This is a genomic window from Nonomuraea sp. B19D2 (genome assembly GCF_040137845.1).
In the GTDB taxonomy this organism is placed as follows: Bacteria; Actinomycetota; Actinomycetes; order Streptosporangiales; family Streptosporangiaceae; genus Nonomuraea.
This window is the reverse complement of the sequence record NZ_JBEFAK010000012.1, coordinates 69561-87921: the sequence shown is the minus strand read 5'-3', so window position 1 is coordinate 87921 and position 18361 is coordinate 69561. Positions and strand designations below refer to the sequence as shown.

At 70.7% G+C, this 18361-nt stretch carries 19 protein-coding genes, 3 tRNA genes and 1 pseudogene; 14 read left to right on the top strand and 9 right to left on the bottom strand.

Annotation, left to right across the window (positions count from 1 at the left end):
• Positions 1 to 3: 3 nt before the first annotated feature.
• The 3 genes from ABN273_RS23045 to ABN273_RS23035 are packed head-to-tail and all read right to left on the bottom strand — an operon-like array spanning position 4 to position 2728.
• A complete protein-coding gene (locus ABN273_RS23045; RefSeq protein ID WP_349451025.1) occupies positions 4 to 834 on the bottom strand; it encodes an aminotransferase class IV in 831 nt (276 codons plus the stop codon).
• Positions 831 to 1844: a chorismate-binding protein gene (locus tag ABN273_RS23040; protein WP_349451024.1), complete on the bottom strand. Its 1014-nt coding sequence runs from the start codon at positions 1842 to 1844 to the stop codon at positions 831 to 833. The genes ABN273_RS23045 and ABN273_RS23040 overlap by 4 nt, the downstream gene beginning before the upstream one ends.
• Positions 1811 to 2728, bottom strand: coding sequence for a LysR family transcriptional regulator (locus tag ABN273_RS23035; protein WP_349451023.1), 918 nt, complete (start codon positions 2726 to 2728; stop codon positions 1811 to 1813). The genes ABN273_RS23040 and ABN273_RS23035 overlap by 34 nt, the downstream gene beginning before the upstream one ends.
• A 58-nt stretch (positions 2729 to 2786) precedes the next feature.
• Here ABN273_RS23035 and ABN273_RS23030 point away from each other — a divergent pair, with 58 nt between their 5' ends.
• A complete protein-coding gene (locus ABN273_RS23030) occupies positions 2787 to 3995 on the top strand; it encodes a Rid family hydrolase (RefSeq protein ID WP_349451022.1) in 1209 nt (402 codons plus the stop codon).
• Here ABN273_RS23030 and hutH read toward each other — a convergent pair.
• From hutH to ABN273_RS23015, 3 genes are read right to left on the bottom strand one after another with little or no spacing between them, the layout of a single operon-like run.
• Positions 3976 to 5526 carry a histidine ammonia-lyase gene (gene hutH / locus ABN273_RS23025; protein ID WP_349451021.1) on the bottom strand — a complete coding sequence of 517 codons (1551 nt, stop codon included), beginning with the start codon at positions 5524 to 5526 and terminating at the stop codon, positions 3976 to 3978. The genes ABN273_RS23030 and hutH overlap by 20 nt on opposite strands.
• A gap of 18 nt (positions 5527 to 5544) precedes the next feature.
• A complete protein-coding gene (locus ABN273_RS23020) occupies positions 5545 to 6252 on the bottom strand; it encodes an ArsR/SmtB family transcription factor (RefSeq protein ID WP_349451020.1) in 708 nt (235 codons plus the stop codon).
• A gap of 44 nt (positions 6253 to 6296) precedes the next feature.
• Positions 6297 to 6851: a hemerythrin domain-containing protein gene (locus ABN273_RS23015; protein ID WP_349451019.1), complete on the bottom strand. Its 555-nt coding sequence runs from the start codon at positions 6849 to 6851 to the stop codon at positions 6297 to 6299.
• Positions 6852 to 6961: 110 nt separating this feature from the next.
• On the opposite strand from ABN273_RS23015, the gene ABN273_RS23010 reads away from it, so the two are divergent.
• The 5 genes from ABN273_RS23010 (at position 6962) to ABN273_RS22990 (ending at position 9217) form a co-directional block, all read left to right on the top strand.
• The gene (locus tag ABN273_RS23010; protein WP_349451018.1) at positions 6962 to 8161 is read left to right on the top strand and encodes a hypothetical protein; all 1200 of its coding nucleotides are present in this window, start codon (positions 6962 to 6964) and stop codon (positions 8159 to 8161) included.
• A 100-nt stretch (positions 8162 to 8261) separates the two neighbouring features.
• Positions 8262 to 8333, top strand: a tRNA-Gly gene (locus ABN273_RS23005).
• 15 nt (positions 8334 to 8348) lie between these two features.
• Positions 8349 to 8419, top strand: a tRNA-Cys gene (locus tag ABN273_RS23000).
• Between the two features lie 5 nt (positions 8420 to 8424).
• A tRNA-Val gene (locus tag ABN273_RS22995) sits at positions 8425 to 8499 on the top strand.
• Positions 8500 to 8539: 40 nt separating this feature from the next.
• Positions 8540 to 9217 carry a DinB family protein gene (locus ABN273_RS22990; protein ID WP_349451017.1) on the top strand — a complete coding sequence of 226 codons (678 nt, stop codon included), beginning with the start codon at positions 8540 to 8542 and terminating at the stop codon, positions 9215 to 9217.
• Positions 9218 to 9249: 32 nt separating this feature from the next.
• On the opposite strand, the gene ABN273_RS22985 is transcribed toward ABN273_RS22990, so the two are convergent.
• Complete coding sequence (locus tag ABN273_RS22985) at positions 9250 to 10491, bottom strand: serine/threonine-protein kinase (protein WP_349451016.1); 1242 nt, start codon at positions 10489 to 10491, stop codon at positions 9250 to 9252.
• A 164-nt stretch (positions 10492 to 10655) separates the two neighbouring features.
• Here ABN273_RS22985 and ABN273_RS22980 point away from each other — a divergent pair, with 164 nt between their 5' ends.
• The 4 genes and pseudogenes from ABN273_RS22980 to ABN273_RS22965 all read left to right on the top strand — a co-directional run bounded on the left by ABN273_RS22980 (position 10656) and on the right by ABN273_RS22965 (position 12921).
• Complete coding sequence (locus tag ABN273_RS22980; RefSeq protein WP_349451015.1) at positions 10656 to 11087, top strand: nuclear transport factor 2 family protein; 432 nt, start codon at positions 10656 to 10658, stop codon at positions 11085 to 11087.
• 411 nt (positions 11088 to 11498) lie between these two features.
• Positions 11499 to 12236, top strand: a complete 738-nt coding sequence (locus ABN273_RS22975) for an IclR family transcriptional regulator (RefSeq protein ID WP_349451014.1) — start codon at positions 11499 to 11501, stop codon at positions 12234 to 12236.
• A pseudogene (locus ABN273_RS22970) lies at positions 12143 to 12556 on the top strand (DUF4291 family protein); the annotation flags it as partial. The gene ABN273_RS22975 and the pseudogene ABN273_RS22970, both read left to right, overlap by 94 nt.
• A gap of 95 nt (positions 12557 to 12651) precedes the next feature.
• Positions 12652 to 12921, top strand: a complete 270-nt coding sequence (locus tag ABN273_RS22965) for a DUF4291 family protein (protein ID WP_349451013.1) — start codon at positions 12652 to 12654, stop codon at positions 12919 to 12921.
• Here ABN273_RS22965 and pip read toward each other — a convergent pair.
• Complete coding sequence (pip, locus tag ABN273_RS22960; protein ID WP_349451192.1) at positions 12918 to 13865, bottom strand: prolyl aminopeptidase; 948 nt, start codon at positions 13863 to 13865, stop codon at positions 12918 to 12920. The genes ABN273_RS22965 and pip overlap by 4 nt on opposite strands.
• Positions 13866 to 13914: 49 nt before the next feature.
• On the opposite strand from pip, the gene ABN273_RS22955 reads away from it, so the two are divergent.
• From ABN273_RS22955 to ABN273_RS22940, 4 genes are all read left to right on the top strand, one after another.
• On the top strand, positions 13915 to 14571 hold the full coding sequence (locus ABN273_RS22955) for a Rossmann-fold NAD(P)-binding domain-containing protein (RefSeq protein ID WP_349451012.1): 657 nt from the start codon (positions 13915 to 13917) through the stop codon (positions 14569 to 14571).
• Between the two features lie 89 nt (positions 14572 to 14660).
• Positions 14661 to 15737 (top strand): LLM class flavin-dependent oxidoreductase, encoded by a 1077-nt coding sequence (locus tag ABN273_RS22950; RefSeq protein WP_349451011.1) that lies wholly within the window; start codon positions 14661 to 14663, stop codon positions 15735 to 15737.
• A gap of 23 nt (positions 15738 to 15760) precedes the next feature.
• Positions 15761 to 16360, top strand: coding sequence for an FMN reductase (locus ABN273_RS22945; protein WP_349451009.1), 600 nt, complete (start codon positions 15761 to 15763; stop codon positions 16358 to 16360).
• Between the two features lie 82 nt (positions 16361 to 16442).
• Positions 16443 to 17207 carry a chitosanase gene (locus ABN273_RS22940; protein WP_349451008.1) on the top strand — a complete coding sequence of 255 codons (765 nt, stop codon included), beginning with the start codon at positions 16443 to 16445 and terminating at the stop codon, positions 17205 to 17207.
• Between the two features lie 108 nt (positions 17208 to 17315).
• Here ABN273_RS22940 and ABN273_RS22935 read toward each other — a convergent pair whose 3' ends face one another.
• Positions 17316 to 18227, bottom strand: coding sequence for an NHL repeat-containing protein (locus tag ABN273_RS22935; RefSeq protein ID WP_349451007.1), 912 nt, complete (start codon positions 18225 to 18227; stop codon positions 17316 to 17318).
• Positions 18228 to 18361: the final 134 nt, after the last annotated feature.

Here is an 18361-nt window from a genome sequence, read left to right as displayed (position 1 = left end):
CACTCAGGGGTTGAGATCAGTGGCGGAGCGTTCGGCGAAGACCTGCATGGCCTTCGTGGTGATCGGGCCGGGAGCGACCGGCAGCTCCGTGTCGTCGACCAGCTTGATCGGCTGGACGTCGCGGGTCGTGGAGGTCAGGAACGCCTCCTCCGCCTCGTACAGCGCCGACAGCGGCACGTCCACCTCCTCGGCGCCGCACCATTCGAGCACCAGCGCCCTGGTGACCCCGGCCAGGCAGCCCGACTCCAGCGTCGGGGTGAGCAGGCGGCCGTCGCGGACGATGAAGATGTTGGAGCCGGTGCCCTCGCAGAGGTTGCCCGCCAGGTTGCCGAAGATCGCCTCGCCGCCCCCGCGCTTCTTGGCGTACAGCAGGGCCTTGGCGTTGTCGCCGTACGAGGTGCTCTTGACCCCGGACAGGGCGCCGCGCTCGTTGCGCGGCCACGGCACGACGGCGACGTTGGCGGTGGCCGGGAACGGCTTCTGCTCGTCCACGATGACGACGGACGTGGTGCCCTGGTCGCCGCGGTCGGAGCCGAGCGGGCCCGGGCCGCTGGTGTAGGTGACGCGGATGCGGCCGAGCGCCCAGGCGGGCGCGGCCGCCAGGAGCTTGGCGATGCCGTCGGCGATGGCCTCGACGTCGGGCTCCGGCAGGTCCATGCGCTGGGCGGAGAGCGTGAGCCGGTCGAGGTGGCGGGTGAGCGCGAACGACTGGCCGTTCACGATCTTGATCGTCTCGAAGACGCCGTCGCCGACCATGAGCCCGTGGTCGAAGACCGACACGCTGGCCTGCGCGGGGTCGAGCAGCTCGCCGTTGACCCAGACAGGGATGTTCATTCAGTTCCTCCTGTGGATGCCAGTGCGATGAGCCTGGCTGCTTTGAGCTCGGTCTCGAGCCATTCGCGCCCGGGGTCGCTGCCCCAGGTGATGCCGGCTCCCGTGCCGAACCGGATCTCACCTGCCGAGATCCAGAATGTTCTGATGCCCACGGCCAGCGCCGCCTGGCGACGGTCGGCGTCGACCCAGCCCACGGCCCCACAGTAAGGCCCGCGAGGTGCTGGTTCGAGCTCATTGATGATGCGCAGCGCCGACGACTTCGGCGCGCCCGTGACAGACCCGGGAGGGAAAGTCGCGGCAAAGAGCTCGGGCCAGCCCGCCCCCGGCGCCAATCTGGCCCGGACGGTGGAGACGAGGTGGACGAGACCGGGGTGCTCCTCGACCGCGCAGAGCGACGGCACCTCGACCGAGCCGACGGCCGCCACGCGGCCGAGGTCGTTGCGGACGAGGTCGACGATCATGACGTTCTCGGCGTAGTCCTTGTCGAGGAGGTCACCGGCGGTCGCGCCGGTGCCCTTGATGGGCTTGGACTCCACGGTGTCGCCGTCGCGCGAGAGGTAGAGCTCGGGCGAGGCGGACACCACGCTGAGCCCGGGCACGTGGATGACGGCCGCGTACGGCGCCGGATTGCCCGCGGCCAGCCGGGCGGCCAGGGCGAGCGGGTCGGCGTCGGGCGGGACGGGAGCGGTCAAAATCCGGCAAAGGTTTGCCTGGTAGACCTCGCCCTGCTCGATGTAGCCCCGAATGGCGCGCACGCCCCGCTCGTAGGCGGCCCGGTCGAGTGAGCTGCGCCACTGGCCGGGCCGCAGCCCGTGCCAGGGAGCGGCGGGCGGGGGCAGGGGCGACTGACGCACCCGGTCGAACCGGGCGCACGTCACCTTGCCCTCGTAGTCGACGACCACGGCCCACCAGCCCTCGCCGTCGAGCGCGGCCAGGTCGGAGGTCACGTCACGCAGCCCGGTCGCGTGCAGACCGCCTAAATAGGCGAAGCCGTCGTACACGTCTTCCATTCTCCCAGCATTTCGACGAGCTCCAGCGCCGCGGGCAGTGGCGTCTCGGGCAGGGCCGCGTACACCTTGCGTGCCGGCGCCAGCCCGCGCAGCGGGCGCAGCACCAGATGGGGCGGTACGGCCTGGGCGGCCAGCTCCGGCACGAGCGTCACCCCCAGCCCGGCGGCGACGAACCCGAACTTGCCCGACCATTCGGCGACCCGCAGGCCGCTGCGTGGCGCGAATCCGGCGGCCGCGCACGCGGCCTGCAGCAACGTGGGCTGTCCGCGCGGCGCCGCCTCGATCCACCTCTCTCCGGCCAGCTCGCGCAGGTCCACGTCGTCGCCGCCGGCCAGCCGGTGTCCGGCGGGCAGCGCGACGAGCAGCCGGTCCTCGTGCAGCAGGACGGTAGGCGTTCCGTAGGCGGACAGCCCGGAGGGGTAGTCGCTGATCACGGCCACGTCTAGCGCCCCGGAGCGCAGCCGCTCCATCAGCCGCGCGATGAGGCCCTCGACCAGGCGCAGTTCGACGCCGGGACGGCGCTCGGCGAAGCGCTTGAAGGTCTCTGGGACGAGCCCCACGTTGGCGGTGGCGAACGCGCCCACGCGCAGCGTCCCGCCCCCGCCGCCGTGGATGGCGGCCAGCTCCTCGCCGGCGCGTTCCAGCCGGTCGAGGACGGCGACGGCGTGGCGGTGCAGGGCGGCGCCGGCGGGCGTCAGGCGCACCCCTCTGGCCAGTCGCTCGAAGAGCGGCCCGCCGGCGGCGCGCTCCAGCGCGGCGATGCGGCGGGAGACCGCCGACTGGGTGTATCCGAGCAGCTCGCCGGCGGCGGTGATCGAGCCGCTCTCGGCGACCTCGTGGAACAGCCGCAGCGTGCCGGCGTCAAAGGCATTCAGGTTAAGCATGGCTGGTATGCAATCTAGTCGTTTGTGGAATGCCTCGCGATCCGGCTTCACTGACCGCATGACGATTTTTCTCGGACAGATTGCATTTCTCGGGCAGGGACGCATGGGCGTCCCCATGGCGCGGCGGCTGGAGCGGGCCGGGTACAAGGTGACGACGTGGCGGCGCGGGACCGGCGTGTCCGCGGCGGCGGCGGTGGACGGGGCCGAGCTGGTCATCACCATGCTCAGCGACCCGGCGGCGGTGCGGGAGGTGCTGGCGGCGGCGCTGCCGGGGCTGCGGGCCGGCGCGACGGTGGTGGAGATGTCCACGATCGGCCCCGAGGCGGTCCGCGAGCTGCGCGCGCTGCTGCCGGCCGAGGTGGGGCTGGTGGACGCCCCGGTGGTGGGCAGCGTGGGCCCCGCCACAGACGGAACGCTGACCGTGCTGGCCGGAGGGCTGGACGGCGGGCCGGGCACGGGCGACGTGCCGGGCTGCCGCGAGGTCCTGTCGGTCTTCGGGACCGTACGGGAGCTCGGGCCGCTGGGATCGGGCGCGGCCACGAAGATCGCCGTCATGAGCGCGCTCGTGCCCGCCCAGGTGCTGCTGGCGGAGACGTTCGCGTACGGCGAGGCGCACGGCGTGGACCGTGACGCGCTGATCGACGTGCTGTCGGCCACCCCGCTGGGCACGCTGGCGGAGCGGCTGCGCGTGCCGTCGGCTGAGACCCGCTACTCGCTCGCGCACGCGACCAAGGACCTGGAGCTGGGCGCGTGGGAAGGCGCGTCCATGGCCACGGCGGCCAGGGCGAGGCTGCAGGAGGCGCGGGCGGCCGGGCTGGGCGAGCGCGATCTGACGGCCGTCGCCGAGCACGTCGGCGCAGGCCCGGCCCATCGCGCGGTGCCGCTGAACCTCTCGACGATCCCCGCCACGAACGGCTTCTACTCGCACGCCGTGCGCGTCGGCGACATGCTCTACGTCTCCGGCCAGGCCGCCTTCGACGAGCAGGGGAACCTCGTCGGCGAAGGGTCCATGACGGCCCAGGCCGAGCACGTCTTCCAGGTCATCTCGCGCATCCTCGCCGATCAGGGGGCGACGTTCGACGACGTCGCGTTCATGCGGACGTACCTGACGGACATGGACATGCGCGTCGAGTACGGGCAGGTGCGCAGGAAGTACATCACCGGCACACCCCCGGCCAGCACGACCGTGGAGGTGTCGAAGCTGTTCATGCCGGGGCTGCTGCTGGAGGTGGACGTCATCGTGGCGCTCAGGCCAGGGGGCCGGTGACCGACTCGGCCGCCGCCACGACGGCGCCGTCGGCGACCAGGCGTACGGCGGAGTCGAGCTCCGGCGCCAGGAACCGGTCGGGCCCCGGCGCGGGCACGGTCTCGCGCAGCGCCTTGACCACGGCCGCCGTCGCGGGCGCGGGCTCCAGCGGGGCGCGCAGGTCGAGCGCGCGGGCGGCGGTGAGCACCTCGATGGCCAGCACGCGGGTGAGCCCGTCCACCGACCTGCGCAGCTTGCGCGCCGCCGACCAGCCCATGGACACGTGGTCCTCCTGCATGGCCGAACTGGGGATGGAGTCGACGCTCGCGGGCACGGCCAGGCGCTTCAGCTCGGAGACGATGGCCGCCTGCGTGTACTGGGCGATCATGTGGCCCGAGTCCACGCCGGGGTCGTCGGCCAGGAAGGCGGGCAGCCCGTGGTTGCGGGCGACATCCAGGAAGCGGTCGGTGCGCCGTTCGGACATCGAGGCCAGGTCGGCGGCCACCACGGCCAGGAAGTCCAGCACGTACGCGATGGGCGCGCCGTGGAAGTTGCCGTTGGACTCGACGCGGCCGTCGGCCAGCACCGCGGGGTTGTCGACGGCGCTGGCCAGCTCCCATCCGGCCACGGTGGCGGCGTGCGCGATCGTGTCGCGGGCGGCCCCGGCGACCTGGGGGGCGCAGCGCAGCGAGTAGGCGTCCTGGACGCGGGTGCAGGCCTCCGGGTCGCGGTGGCTGGCCATGATGCCGGAGTCGCGCAGGACCTTGGTCATGTTGGCGGCGGACAGCGCCTGGCCGGGGTGCGGCCGCAGCGCCTGCAGCTCGGGCATGAACACCCGATCGGTGCCGAGCAGCGCCTCCACGCTCATCGCGGCGCTCACGTCGGCGGTCCTGACGAGCCCGGTGAGGTCCTCGATGGCCAGGACGAGCATGCCGAGCATGCCGTCCGTGCCGTTGATCAGCGCCAGGCCCTCCTTGGCGGCCAGCTCGACGGGGTCGATCCGGGCCTGCTTGAGCGCCTCGCCGGCCGGCTGGATGTCTCCGGCCTTGTCGCGTACGACGCCCTCACCCATCAGCGTCAGCGCGACGTGCGCCAGCGGGGCCAGGTCGCCGGAGCAGCCGAGGCTGCCGTACTCGTGCACGACCGGCGTGATCCCCGCGCTGATCAGCGCGGCCAGGGTCTTGGCCGTGGTCGGCCTGACGCCGGTGTGGCCGGTGGCCAGCGTGTGCAGGCGCAGCAGCATGAGCGCGCGCACGACCTCGGTCTCGACCTCGGGTCCGTTGCCCGCCGCGTGGGAGCGCACCAGGGAGCGCTGGAGCTGGGCGCGCAGCGCCGGGTCGATGTGCCGCGTGGCCAGCGCGCCGAAGCCCGTCGAGATGCCGTACGCGGGGACCGGGCTCTCGGCCAGCTCGTCCACCCGCTGGCGGGCCGCCGAGATGGCGGCCAGGGCGTCGTCGGTGAGCCGTACGGGGGCTCCGTGACGGGCCACGTTGATGACGTCGTCGAAGGACAGGGGTTCGGGACCGACGTTCACGACTCCGTTGTCGCGCATGGTGCGTCTCTCTCGCTGCTAGGTAACCGGCGTACCCGATGTTAGCTCCTTACGCGAGAACAACGCCGACAGCCCCTCCCTGCCCTCCTCGGTGAGGGCCACCGCCCTGGGCGCCTTCCCGCGCCGGTACCAGCCCCGCTCGAACAGCACGTCGGTGATCGCCGCCCCCAGCGCCCCGCCGAGATGCGACCTGCGCTCGGTCCAGTCCAGGCACTCGGGCGCGAAACGCCTCCTCGACCGGCGCGCGCCCGCGACGTCCACGCCGAGGCCGGTCAGCAGCCGCTCGCCGGCGTCGGTCAGGTCGTGCGCCGCGTAGTAGCCGCCCTCCCTGAGCCGGTCGAGCAGGCTCACGCCGGCCCGTCCGGCGAGGTGGTCGTAACAGGTGCGGGCCTCCTCCAGCTGCCTGGCCTGCCTGGACTGGCGCAGCGACCGTACGGGCGGTCGGGCGCTGACCCTGGCCAGCACCTCAAGCACCTCGGCCACATCGTGCCCGGCCAGGCGGTAGTAGCGGTGGCGGCCCTGGCGCACGACGTCGACCAGCCTGCCGTCCAGCAACCTGGCCAGGTGGGCGCTCGCGGTGGCGGCGCTCACCCCGGCCATCCTGGCCAGCTCTCCCGCCGCCAGCGCCCGCCCGTCCAGCAGGGCGGTCAGCATGGCCGCCCTCGTCGGGTCCGCGATGAGCGCGGCGACGGGCGCTATGTCGGCGTCACGAGCGATGTACTCCATGCGTACGACGGTAGTACCCCGACATTTCGCTCAGCGTCGAAGTGTCAGCTGTGCTTGCCGAGCCCCTTGCGGATCATCTCTCGGGCCCGTTCCATCAGCGCGATCGGCGTGCCCATCAGCATGTTCTTGGTGGCGCTCTCCGTGCCGGGGTGCGGGCGCAGCGGCGCGAGGCTCTCGGCGGCCCGCACTGCCGCCGCCATGGCCCGCCGCTCGACGGCGGAGGTGTTCGCGCGCAGCTTGGCGAACTCGTAGCGCTCCTCGCTGCGGGCGTGCATGGTCACGGCGGTACGCAGCTCCCCGAGGCGCTCCCAGAACTGCGGATGGTCCACCCCGCCCTTGTGGAGCTCGAGGAGGAGGCGCTTGGCCCGGTTCTCCTCGGTCAGGCGGTCGCCGACCACGCCCTGACCGTTGTCGAGCTTCCTGCGCGCGTACGGGTGGACGATCTCCTCCTCGGCCGTCTCATGCACGGACAACATCCGCATCAGCCGGTCGAACGCCTCCCCCACCTTGTCCGCGGGTGCCTGCTCGACCTCGTCGAACAGGTCCCTGATCTGGCTGTGCTGGGTCACCAGCAAATCGATGACATCTTGTTCACCCACGTCCGCGCCCTACCCGGCGCTCCCCCGGGCACGCGCCCCCTTACCGAACGCGGGCCGTTCGAGGACCGAACGCGGAGGTTGCCGGATCATGCCCCGGGTAGCGCAGCCACATGGCCTTCGATCCACTGCAGGAGCGGGGTATCCCGCTGGACGATCAGTTGCGTAACTGGCGCGAGCTGAACGTCGAGCCGATCGATCCCGACCACGCCGACCCGTACACGCGGTGCCGGATCATCGCGATGAACGGGATCGAGACGGAGGCGGTCTTCTTCAGCCACCAGCTGGCCCGCCACTGCCCCGACATCGAGCTCAAGCAGCAGCTGGCGCGGGTGCGCTACATCGAGGCGCAGCAGCAGAAGGTGGTCAACTGGCTGCTGCCGGGGGTGTCGTCGGTGCTGGAGACCACGATCGCCTATGAGCAGGCCGCGGTGGATCTGACGGCGTGGGTGGCGCGGATGGAGCCCGACGGGTATCTGAAGCAGGCCTTCGAGTTCGGCCTGCTGGAGCACTTCGATCATCTGTACCGGTTCGCGAACCTGTACGAGATGATCGAGCACCGCAGGGCCGAGAAGATCGTGGACCGGCTGACCGAGGTGATGCCGGGGCGGCCCACGTACCTGCACCATCGGGACCCGATGGACAACGTGCGCGAGCCGTACCAGAAGAGGTCGACGGAGCCGCTGTCCCGGCTGCACGCGCTGACGATCAGGGCGACCGAGCAGCAGGCCATGAACTTCTACATGAACGCCGGCCCCACGCAGCTGGAGCCGGTCGCCCGCCGGCTGTATCAGGAGATCGCGCTGGCCGAGGAGGGGCACGTGACTCACTACGAGTCGCTGGCCGATCCGGGCGACAGCTGGTGGGAGATACTGCTCAACCACGAGTACAACGAGTGCTACATGTACTACTCGTTCGCGCTGACCGAGCCGCATCCCAGGGTGCGGACCGTCTGGGAGCTGCACCTCGCCATGGAGCTGGAGCACCTGCGGCTGGCCGCCGAGCTGTTCAAGCGGTTCGACGGGCGCGATCCCGACCAGGTGCTGGCTCCGGCCTGCCCGCCGCCGGTGACGTTCGAGCCGAACAAGGCGTACCTGCGCGAGCTGATCGCCACCCAGGTCGACTACACGACCGTGGGCGCGGGGTACGCGCGGGAGGCGCACGAGCGCTTCCATAAGGCGCAGGACGCGATCATGGGCGGCGACAAGGCGCCGTCGGAGCAGGTCATCGACGGCAACCGCGCCGTTTCCGGCCAGGACTACCGCCTGGAGACGGAGGGGCCGCACCCCGCGGAGCTCCCGCTCCACCGCTAGCGCTCAGAGCCGGGCCCATGACGGCGGTCCCGTATTCAGTTTGGGGACTGGGCCAGGATTCGCTAGAGTTCTCTCGTCGCCCGGTGCAAGCGGGGCGGACGCGGAAGTGGCTCAGTGGTAGAGCATCACCTTGCCAAGGTGAGGGTCGCGGGTTCGAATCCCGTCTTCCGCTCGGAGCTTCCGGCTCGGTGGCGTGGCCGAGAGGCGAGGCAGCGGCCTGCAAAGCCGTCCACACGGGTTCAAATCCCGTCGCCACCTCGTAAGGACGATTAGCTCAGCGGGAGAGCGCTTCCCTGACACGGAAGAGGTCACTGGTTCAATCCCAGTATCGTCCACCAGGCTCCATAGCAGATCAGGTCTGACCTGGTCAAACAGGAGTTGAAGCCCCAGCTCACGGCACATGCCGGGAGTCTGGGGCTTTCTTGTTGTCTGGACGACCGCCCGCGCCTGGATAATCGCTTGCATGCCGGGCCACTGGTCAGCATCGTGAACACGGTGAGCGACATGCCCGAGCGGTGGAGCCAGGCCAGTGTCTACCCCGACATGTGGGTGGATCCCGACGAGGATCCCCGCGACAATGACGGAGCCAGCCCGGACGGTGAGCTGGCGACGCTGCAGGACTACCTGAGGAACTATCGGCTGACCCTGCGGATGAAGTGCCAGGGGTTGGATCCGGAGCAACTGGCGCGCCGGTCGGTGCCGCCGTCGACCATGTCCCTGCTGGGTCTGGTCCGCCATCTTGCCGAGGTGGAGCGGGACTGGCGCAATTGGATTCTGCCAGAAGACCCGGCACCGAAGCTGTACGGAGCACGTGATGCCGACTTCGACGGAGCCGTCGCGGAGCAGGCGCTGGTCGACGGCGCATTCGCCGATCTCGCGCGCGAACAGGCGGCAACCGATGCGGTGCTGGCCGAGTATCCGGATCTGGGCGTGCGGGTGGGTAAGGACCGCATCGCGGTCCGGGAGCTGTGGGTTCACCGGATCGAGGAGTACGCCCGTCACTGCGGGCACGCCGATCTGCTGCGCGAATGCATCGACGGCCGGGTGGGGCAATAGCGCGGTCGACCCGCTGGGATCGGTGGCGACCGTCATTTCGCGCCGTGCTTCTTCCCCTTCGCCTTCTTCGCCTTGACCTTCTCCGTCTTGACCTTCTTCGCTGGTCCATGCGGGATGCCGGCCGTGCGGCTGGAAATGCGCGGTGTCGTACGCGCGGGCTCCGGCTCGCGCCTGCCGGCACGGCGCAAGGCGACGACTTCGCGGGCTTGCAGCGCGGTGTCCGGCTGGAGCGTGGCCGGTGGCGCGGTGGGCTCGGCCCTGGTCGCCGGACGCGGCGTGCCCGGCTCGGCACTCCACCACGTGGTGGTCGCCATCACGCTGACGATCAGGGCTGCGACGGCGGCCGCCTGCCGCCAGTGCTCGGCCAGCCGCTGCCGGTACGGCGTCCCCTTCCTGAACGGACGATCGCCGGACGAGGCGGTGATCCGCCCGCTGTCACCGTCGACGGTCGGGTTGTCCAGCGGGGCCGGAATGACCGGTGACCCACACAGGGCGGACAGTTGCTCGTGAGCGCGGGCCGCGTCCGTACGACGGTCGGGATCCTTCTCCAGCAGTCCGGAGATGATCGGGGTGAGCGGTCCGGCGTGCTCGAACGGCGCCGGCTCCGCGGTGAGCACCGCGGACAGGGTGGCCAGCTCACTGCTGAGCTCGAACGGGACGCGGCCCTCGACCGCCGCGTACAAGGTGGCGCCCAGCGACCACAGATCGGCCTGCGGCGTGGCGGGGCCGCCGCGGGCGCGTTCGGGGGCGATGTAGGCGGGCGTGCCGACGACGAAGCCGTCCTGGGTACGGCGGCCCTGGTCGTCCAGGGTGCTGGCCAGCCCGAAGTCGGTCAGGATGGCGTGCCGGTCGCCGGTGATGAGGATGTTGGCCGGCTTGATGTCGCGGTGCACGATGCCGCCGGCGTGGGCGGCGCGCAGGGCGTCCAGGATTTCGAGGCCGATGCGGGCGACCGCGGGCACGGGCAGCGGCCCCCGTTCGCTGATCACCTGGGCGAGGCTGGGGGCGGGGACCAGCTGCAGCACGATCCACGGCCGCTCGTCGGCGACCACCACGTCGTACACGGCGGCGATGCGCGGGTGGCTCAGCCGCGCGGTCAGGCGCGCCTCGCGCAGGGTGCGCCGGAGCAGCGCCTCCCGCTCCGGACCCGGCTGGTGCGGAAGGCGCACCTCCTTGACCGCCACCTGCCGATCCAGCAGCTCGTCGTGGGCGCGCCAGACCCTGCCCATGGCACCCCGGCCCAGCTCGGCCAGCAACCTGTACCGGCCAGCCAATAACCATCCTTCGTAGCCTGTAACGGGCATGACGACAGGCGTACCCGGTGATCATCCGTTCATGCACACGTACGCCGCCCGGAAGTGAGCCCGACTGGCCGGGCTGCCGCGGCACTCGTCGAGCGCTCTGGCCATCGAGCGCTCGTAGCGCAACGATCAACCCCATGGACACACAGGAGATCGCCGACCGGCTGCACATCACCGACCTGCTGGCCCGCTACACCCACGCCATCGACTCGGGCCAGTGGGACCTGCTCGACGAGGTGTTCACCCCTGACGCCGTGATCGACTACCGCTCCGCGGGCGGCATCAAGGGCACGCGGGACGAGGTCAAGGCCTGGCTCGCGGAGGTGCTGCCGCACTGGCCCGGGCGCCTGCACCTCATCGGGGCCCCGCGGATCGACTTCGAGGACGGGGAGGCACGCGTGAGCGCGCCCTTCACCGACACCCTCGCCCCCACCAGGGACATGGTCACCGCGGACACCGAGGGCTTCCTGCACGGCGGCGGCTGGTACCACCACCGCATGCGGCGCACCCCCGGCGGCTGGCGCAGCGTGGAGCTGGTCGAGGAGCAGTCCTGGCGAACCGCCCGCTGACCTGCGAAAACGATGGCGGATACAGAGTTACTACGTTTGTGGTCAAACCGCTCAGGGCAGCGCGAGTGCAGGCAGAGCAAGCGCTGCTGCTCGGCGACCGCACGTATGACTCTGGTTATGTCATCGCCGGAGTCCAGCCCCTGGAAGGGAGCGATTGCCAGTCATGCGAGCATGCCTGTTCGGCCGCCATTCAGCAGTGCCGACCCATCGTGCTCGCCGGACGGCCACCGGCCGCGCCGCCATCGCACCCAAGGCCCTCCAGCATCTCTGACCTGCGCCCGATCACTCCCGCCTTCGTCGCGTCCGGCCCGCCCAGCATCGCCGCCCGCGACTGGCTCAAGTTTCTCGCCCCGCTCAATCTTCAGGAACGGTGGGCGTGCGATTTCCCGACGGCGCGCCGATGCTAGATGGATGACCGGCGAAGAACCCAGCGATCTGATCCGCAGCGTCTCCCGCGCGCTCCGCGTGCTGGAAGAGGTCTCGCGAGCCGACCGGCCGCTGTCGGTCAAGGTCATCGCCCGACGCTGCGGCCTCAACTTGTCCACCTCGTACCACCTGGTCCGGACTCTCTGCTACGAGGGCTACCTGCACCGGCGGCCCGAGGGCGACTACCTGCCCGGCTCGCAGGTGGCCGAGCGCTTCCACGAGATGCTGGAGTCGTTCGAGCGGCCGCCGCGCGGATCCGAGGTGCTGCGGCACCTGGCCGACTCCTCCGGCCACAGCGCCTACCTGGCCCAGCTCGCCCACGGGCGGCTCATGGTGGTCGACGTGGCGGAGGGGCCGCGCTCCCCCTGGCTGGAGGACCTGCAGGCGGGCCTGGAGACGGCGCCGCACGCCACCGCGCTCGGCAAGGCGCTGCTGCTCTCGCTCCCGTCCCGGGTCCGGCACGGCATCCTCACCGAGTACGGCCTGCGCCGCTTCACCTCCGCGACCCCGGCGAGCGTGGAGGACGTGGAGGAGGAGCTGGCGGGGCTGCGGCCCGGGCAGGTGGTGGAGGAGCACGGGCAGTTCAGGGCGGAGGTGGCGTGCGCCGCCGCGGTCGTGCCCGGCACGCAGTGGGCGATCGGCATCTCGGCCCGCGGCCTGGCCATCCCCCCGGCCGCCGCCGCCCACCTGGCGCTCGCGGTCCGGGACCTCGGGCGGCCTTAATCCGTTGCCCCCCGAGTGCGGATCTTCGCCAGTCTGGGCGACATGAACATGCCGTACCGGCAGATCCGTGCCGCCTACGGTGGGCCGCGTCCAGCGGTCCACCGCAGGTAGCGGACGGAGTCCGCACCTACAACGAGGAGTCGATCACTGTCTACCAGGCCTACGGCCCCGCAATCGCCGACCCCGCCGTGGCGGCGCAGCGCTTCGTGGCGCCGTTCAAGCTGGAGCGGATGACCTGGATCAAGCCGTCGTTCCTGTGGATGATGTACCGCTGCGGATACGCGACCAAGCCCGAGCAGGAGCGGGTGCTGGCGATCTCGCTGTCCCGGGAGGGGTTCGCCTGGGCGCTGGCGCATTCGTGCCTCAGCCATGACGACAGGCGCCCGGGGGGGCCGAACGGCTGCGCCGCAGCCCCGTGCGGATCCAGTGGGACCCCGAGCGCGGGGTGCGGCACGAGGCGCTGCCGTACCGGTCGATCCAGATCGGGCTGTCCGGGGAGGCGGTGCGGCGCTACGTGGAGGAGTGGACGCTCGGCATCACCGACATCACGGACCAGGCGCGCGAGGTGCGCGCGGCGCTGTCGCGCGGCGCGCACGTGTCCGCGCCGCTGCCGGTGGAGCGGCCCTATCCCCTGCCCGAGGACATCATGGAGACGATCGGGGCGGACTCCGGTCAGCGTGATTAGCGGAAGCGGTCGGTGGCCTCGATGAGCAGGCGGCGGGTGCCGGGCTCGGAGCCGCCGTGGCCGGCGTCCTCCACGATGTGCAGCTCCGCCTCGGGCCAGGCCTGGTGCAGGTCCCACGCCTGGCTCGGCGGCGTCTTGATGTCGTAGCGGCCGTTCACGATGACCGCGGGAATGTGCCGTATGCGGTCGATGCCGGCGAGGAGGCCCTGATCGGGGAGGAAGCCGCCGTTGCCGATGTAGTGGTGGGTGATGCGGGCGAACGCCACCAGCATGGCGTCGTCGAGGTCGGGCGGCGGCACCGGCAGCAGGGTGTTGGCGGAGAGCTCCCAGCCCATCCAGGCGCGGGCCGCGGGGACGTGCACCGCGGGCTCGGGGTCGGTGATGCGGCGGCCGTAGGCGGCGACGAGGTCGTCCTGCTCGCCGGCGGGGATCGGGGCGAGGAACGCCGCCCACTCGGCGGGGAACAGGTGGGCCGCGCCCGCCGGGGTGAAGGCCCACGCCTCGTCTGACGGGCGGACGAGCCAAACGCCGCGCAGCACGAGCTCGGTGACCCGGTCAGGATGAGCCTGAGCGTAGGCCAGGCCGAGTGTGGTGCCCCAGCTGCCGCCGAAGACGAGCCAGCGCTCGATCCCCAGGTGCTCGCGCAGCCGTTCGATGTCGGCCACCAGATGCGGGGTCGTGTTGTGCTCCAGCGACGCCTCCGGGTCGCCGGCGAAGGGGCGGCTGCGGCCGCAGTTGCGCTGGTCGAACAGCACGATCCGGTAGGCGGATGGGTCGAAGAACCGCCGGCTGTCCGGGACGAGCCCTCCGCCGGGGCCGCCGTGCAGGAACAAGGCGGGCTTGCCCGCGGGGTTGCCGCAGGTCTCCCAGTAGATCTCGTTACCGTCGCCGACATTGAGCAGCCCGGAGTCGTACGGCTCGATCGGTGGATACCAGTCCGTCACCTTCATGGGACCCTAGTATGGAATGCCGACGATCAACGGGTGGCATGCGGTGAGAGTGATCCTCTTCGGGGCGACCGGGATGATCGGGCGCGGAGTGCTCAGACAGTGCCTGCTCGACGACCGGGTGACCGCCGTGCTCACGGTCGGGCGGGCCCCGACGGGGCTCGGGCACGGCAAGCTGCGCGAGATCCGGCACGACGACCTGCTGGAGCTGAGCGCGATCGAGGGCGAGCTGGGCGGCTACGACGCCTGCTTCTTCTGCCTCGGGGTCTCGTCGGCGGGCATGCGCGAGCAGGACTACCGGCGGATCACGTACGACTTCACGCTGTCCGCGGGGCGCACGCTGGCGCGGCTCAGCCCGGGCTCGACGTTCGTGTACGTGTCCGGCGCGGGGACCGACGCCGAGGGGCGGTCCATGTGGGCCAGGGTGAAGGGCGAGATCGAGAACGCCCTGCTCGCGCTGCCGCTGGAGGCGTACATGTTCCGCCCCGGTTATATCCAGCCGATGCACGGCGTCACCTCGCGCACCCGGCTCTACCGAGTGGCGTACGTGGTGACCCGGCACCTCTATCCGATTCTGCGCCGGATGTTCCCGTCCGCGGTCACCACGACGGAGAAGATCGGGCGCGCCATGATCGCGGTCGCCGAGCACGGCGCCCCCAAGCGGATCCTGGACCCGTCCGACATCAACGCGCTCGCCCGCTGAGCATCCCGAGTACCCATGGTGGAATATCTCAGGAGCGGTGAGCGCTACCGTAGCCGTCAAAGATTCAACAGTCATGGATGGTGACTAAAGTGCAGTTCGGAATCTTCAGCGTGGGCGACGTCACCACGGACCCCACCACGGGCAGGACCCCGACCGAGCACGAGCGGATCAAGGCGATGGTGGCGATCGCGCTCAAGGCCGAGGAGGTCGGGCTCGACGTGTTCGCGACGGGCGAGCACCACAACCCGCCCTTCGTGCCGTCCTCGCCGACCACCATGCTCGGCTACATCGCGGCCAAGACGGAGCGCCTGGTCCTGTCCACCGCCACCACGTTGATCACGACCAACGACCCGGTCAAGATCGCCGAGGACTTCGCCATGCTGCAGCACCTGGCGGACGGGCGGGTGGACCTCATGCTGGGCCGGGGCAACACCGGGCCCGTCTACCCCTGGTTCGGGCAGGACATCAGGAACGGCATCCCGCTCGCCATCGAGAACTACGCGCTGCTGCACAGGCTCTGGCGCGAGGACGTCGTCGACTGGGAGGGGCGTTTCCGCACGCCGCTGCAGGGCTTCACCTCGACGCCGCGCCCGCTGGACGGGGTGCCGCCGTTCGTGTGGCACGGCTCGATCCGCAGCCCCGAGATCGCCGAGCAGGCCGCCTACTACGGCGACGGCTTCTTCGCCAACAACATCTTCTGGCCGAAGGAGCACTTCATGCGCCTGATCAACCTCTACCGGCAGCGGTACGCCCACTACGGCCACGGCACGCCGGAGCAGGCCATCGTGGGCCTGGGCGGCCAGGTGTTCATGCGTAAGAACTCGCAGGACGCGGTGCGCGAGTTCCGCCCGTACTTCAACGAGGCCCCCGTGTACGGCCACGGGCCGTCGCTGGAGGAGTTCATGGCGCAGACCCCGCTCACCGTGGGCAGCCCGCAGCAGGTCATCGACAGGACCCTCGAGTTCAGGCAGTACTTCGGCGACTACCAGCGCCAGCTGTTCCTGATGGACCACGCGGGGCTGCCGCTGAAGACCGTGCTGGAGCAGCTCGACATCCTCGGCGAGGAGGTCGTGCCGGTGCTGCGCAAGGAGTTCGCCAAGGACCGTCCCGCCGACGTGCCCGATGCGCCCACCCACGCCTCCCGCATCCCCGCCGTAACCGCCTGACCACCGGAAAGGAGATCGACCAGATGAAGCTCGTCGTCGTCACGGCGGGTCTGACCCAGCCCTCCGCCACCCGCCTGCTCGCCGACCGCCTGGCGGAGGCCGTCACGCGGCAGGTGGAGGCGGAGGTACGCGTGATCGAGCTGCGCGACCTCGCCGTGGACATCGCGAACAACTTCGTGACCGGCTTCCCGAACGGCAGGCTGCGCGCGGCGATCGAGGCGGTGACGGAGGCCGACGGGCTCGTCGCGGTCACGCCGATCTTCAGCGGCTCGTACAGCGGCCTGTTCAAGTCGTTCTTCGACGTGATCGACAACGCCGCGCTGGCGGGCAAGCCGGTGCTCATCGCCGCCACCGGCGGCACCGCCCGCCACTCGCTGGCGCTGGAGCACGCGCTGCGCCCGCTCTTCGCCTACCTGCGCGCCGTCGTCGTCCCCACCGCCGTCTACGCGGCCGCGGAGGACTGGGGCGGTGCGAGCGACGCCTTCACCGACGGACTCGGCCCGCGCATCGCCCGTGCCGCGGACGAGCTGGCCGACCTGCTGCGGCACCGCAGGCCCAAGGCCGAGACCGAGGAGATTGTCCCGTTCGAGGAGCAACTGGCGGCTCTGCGTCCCTTGAGTTAGTTTTCGCCACAGAGGCAACAAATGCGGAGTAGGGTTCGTTAGGAAGCTTTCCTAACAACCCCCTCCTCCGACAGGAGCGCATGTGCTGACCGCCACACTCCTGGCCCTCTCCCTCACCGTCACCGGCACGGGCCCGGTCGATCTCACCGATCCGCACAAGAAGGACATCGCCATGAAGCTGGTGTCCAGCGCGGAGAACTCCTCGCTCGACTGGAAGGCCCAGTACGGCTACATCGAGGACATCAAGGACGAGCGCGGCTACACCGCCGGGATCATCGGCTTCTGCTCCGGCACGGGCGACATGCTGGAGCTGGTCGAGCTCTACACCAAGCGCAAGCCCGGCAATGTCCTGGCCAGGTACCTCCCGGCCCTGCGCAAGGTGAACGGCACCGACTCCCACAAGGGCCTCGACCCGAACTTCACCAAGGACTGGAAGACGGCCGCCAAGGACACCGTCTTCCAGCAGGCCCAGAACGACGAGCGCGACCGCGTCTACTTCAACCCGGCCGTGAAGCAGGCCAGACAGGACGGGCTGCGGGCGCTCGGCCAGTTCGTCTACTACGACGCCATGGTCATGCACGGGCCCGGCGGCGACAAGCTGAGCTTCGGCGGCATCAGGAAGTCCGCCCTGGCCAAGGCCAAGCCGCCCGCGCAGGGCGGGAACGAGGTGACGTACCTGAACGCGTTCCTCGACGCGCGCAAGGCGGCGATGAAGGCGGAGGAGGCGCACGAGGACACGACGCGGGTGGACACGATGCAGCGCGTGTTCCTCAAGAACCGCAACCTCGACCTGAACCCGCCGCTGACCTGGAAGGTGTACGGGGACAGCTACACGATCAAGAAGTGACACACGCCCCGGCCGGGCGAACCCGGCCGGGGCGTCCCGCCTGCCGCAGCGGCGCGGCCCGCACGCCGCCCTCATCGAGAACGGCGCGCGAGGCGCGCCCCAGGTGGGTCAGGGCTTGACGGCGACCACCGGGTACGGCGTGTCAGGGGCCGGGGTCGTCGTGAAGCGGGCATTGGGCAGGTAGAGGCGGTCCCCATAGGGGGCCACCGTCGTGGGGACGTCGAAGCGAGGATCGGTCAGCCGCTTCACGACCTTCCCGGACGAGCCGTCCCCCGCCAGGCCGACGACGGCCACCGTGTTCAGGCGGTTCTGCACGGCGTACAGCGTGCGGCCGGCCAGCAGCAGGCCGTCGCCGTTGACCAGGGACTCGCCGCCCAGGTCCACCTCGGTGGTGACCCCGGAGGACGGGTCGGCCTCGAACAGCTTGCCGGTGTTCGACTGGACGATCAGCAGCGACTTCCGGTCCGGGCCGGGAGCGATGCCGTTGGCGTTGATGCCGGTCGTGTACTGGATGGCGCCCGAGAGCGGGATCTTGACGGCCTCGCCGGGCAGCGACCCGCCGCGCCCGAGTTCCAGCTTGTAGAGCACCGGGTTGGTGGAGTCGGTGAAGTACGCGGCGTGCCCCATGAGGATGACGTCGTTGACGAACGACGGCCCGGTGGCCAGCGTGTACGACTTGAGCACCGCCCCGGTACGCAGGTCGATCACCCGGGCGTTGCCCCCGCTGCCCCCGGCCACGAACAGCCGCCCGCGCCCGTCGGTCTTCAGCCCGAGCGAGGGCGTGCCCGGACCCTTGCTGATGACGGACCCCTTACCGGTGCGCAGGTCGGCCCGGTAGATGTCACCGCTCGCGCGGGAGCCGAAATAGGCGTACGGCCCCGGTCCCGTCGCGATGCCCTCCGGCTGGAACCCGTTCGGCAGGGCGAACGTGTCGGGCTTCCCTCCGGCCTGCGCGGGCGCGCTGACGAGCAGGACTGCGACTGCGGCGCTGAGTGCGGTCTTCAGGATCGCGGATCTCATGCGCCCCACGATGCCCGGGGCCGCGGCCCCGGCAAAAGGCCAGAGGGGGGCTTCACAGGGAGTTTTCAGCAACCCGCGACGCCAGGGCGGTCGCGCGGTACGTTTGGACAAAGCGAACAAACGGGGTTGAGTCA

Coding starts and splice junctions, on each gene's coding strand:
- ABN273_RS23045 (WP_349451025.1), bottom strand. CDS start 834: ATGAACATCCCTGTCTGGGTCAACGGCGAGCTGCTCGACCCCGCGCAG.
- ABN273_RS23040 (WP_349451024.1), bottom strand. CDS start 1,844: ATGGAAGACGTGTACGACGGCTTCGCCTATTTAGGCGGTCTGCACGCG.
- ABN273_RS23035 (WP_349451023.1), bottom strand. CDS start 2,728: ATGCTTAACCTGAATGCCTTTGACGCCGGCACGCTGCGGCTGTTCCAC.
- ABN273_RS23030 (WP_349451022.1), top strand. CDS start 2,787: ATGACGATTTTTCTCGGACAGATTGCATTTCTCGGGCAGGGACGCATG.
- hutH (WP_349451021.1), bottom strand. CDS start 5,526: ATGCGCGACAACGGAGTCGTGAACGTCGGTCCCGAACCCCTGTCCTTC.
- ABN273_RS23020 (WP_349451020.1), bottom strand. CDS start 6,252: ATGGAGTACATCGCTCGTGACGCCGACATAGCGCCCGTCGCCGCGCTC.
- ABN273_RS23010 (WP_349451018.1), top strand. CDS start 6,962: ATGGCCTTCGATCCACTGCAGGAGCGGGGTATCCCGCTGGACGATCAG.
- ABN273_RS22980 (WP_349451015.1), top strand. CDS start 10,656: ATGGACACACAGGAGATCGCCGACCGGCTGCACATCACCGACCTGCTG.
- ABN273_RS22975 (WP_349451014.1), top strand. CDS start 11,499: ATGACCGGCGAAGAACCCAGCGATCTGATCCGCAGCGTCTCCCGCGCG.
- ABN273_RS22945 (WP_349451009.1), top strand. CDS start 15,761: ATGAAGCTCGTCGTCGTCACGGCGGGTCTGACCCAGCCCTCCGCCACC.
- ABN273_RS22935 (WP_349451007.1), bottom strand. CDS start 18,227: ATGAGATCCGCGATCCTGAAGACCGCACTCAGCGCCGCAGTCGCAGTC.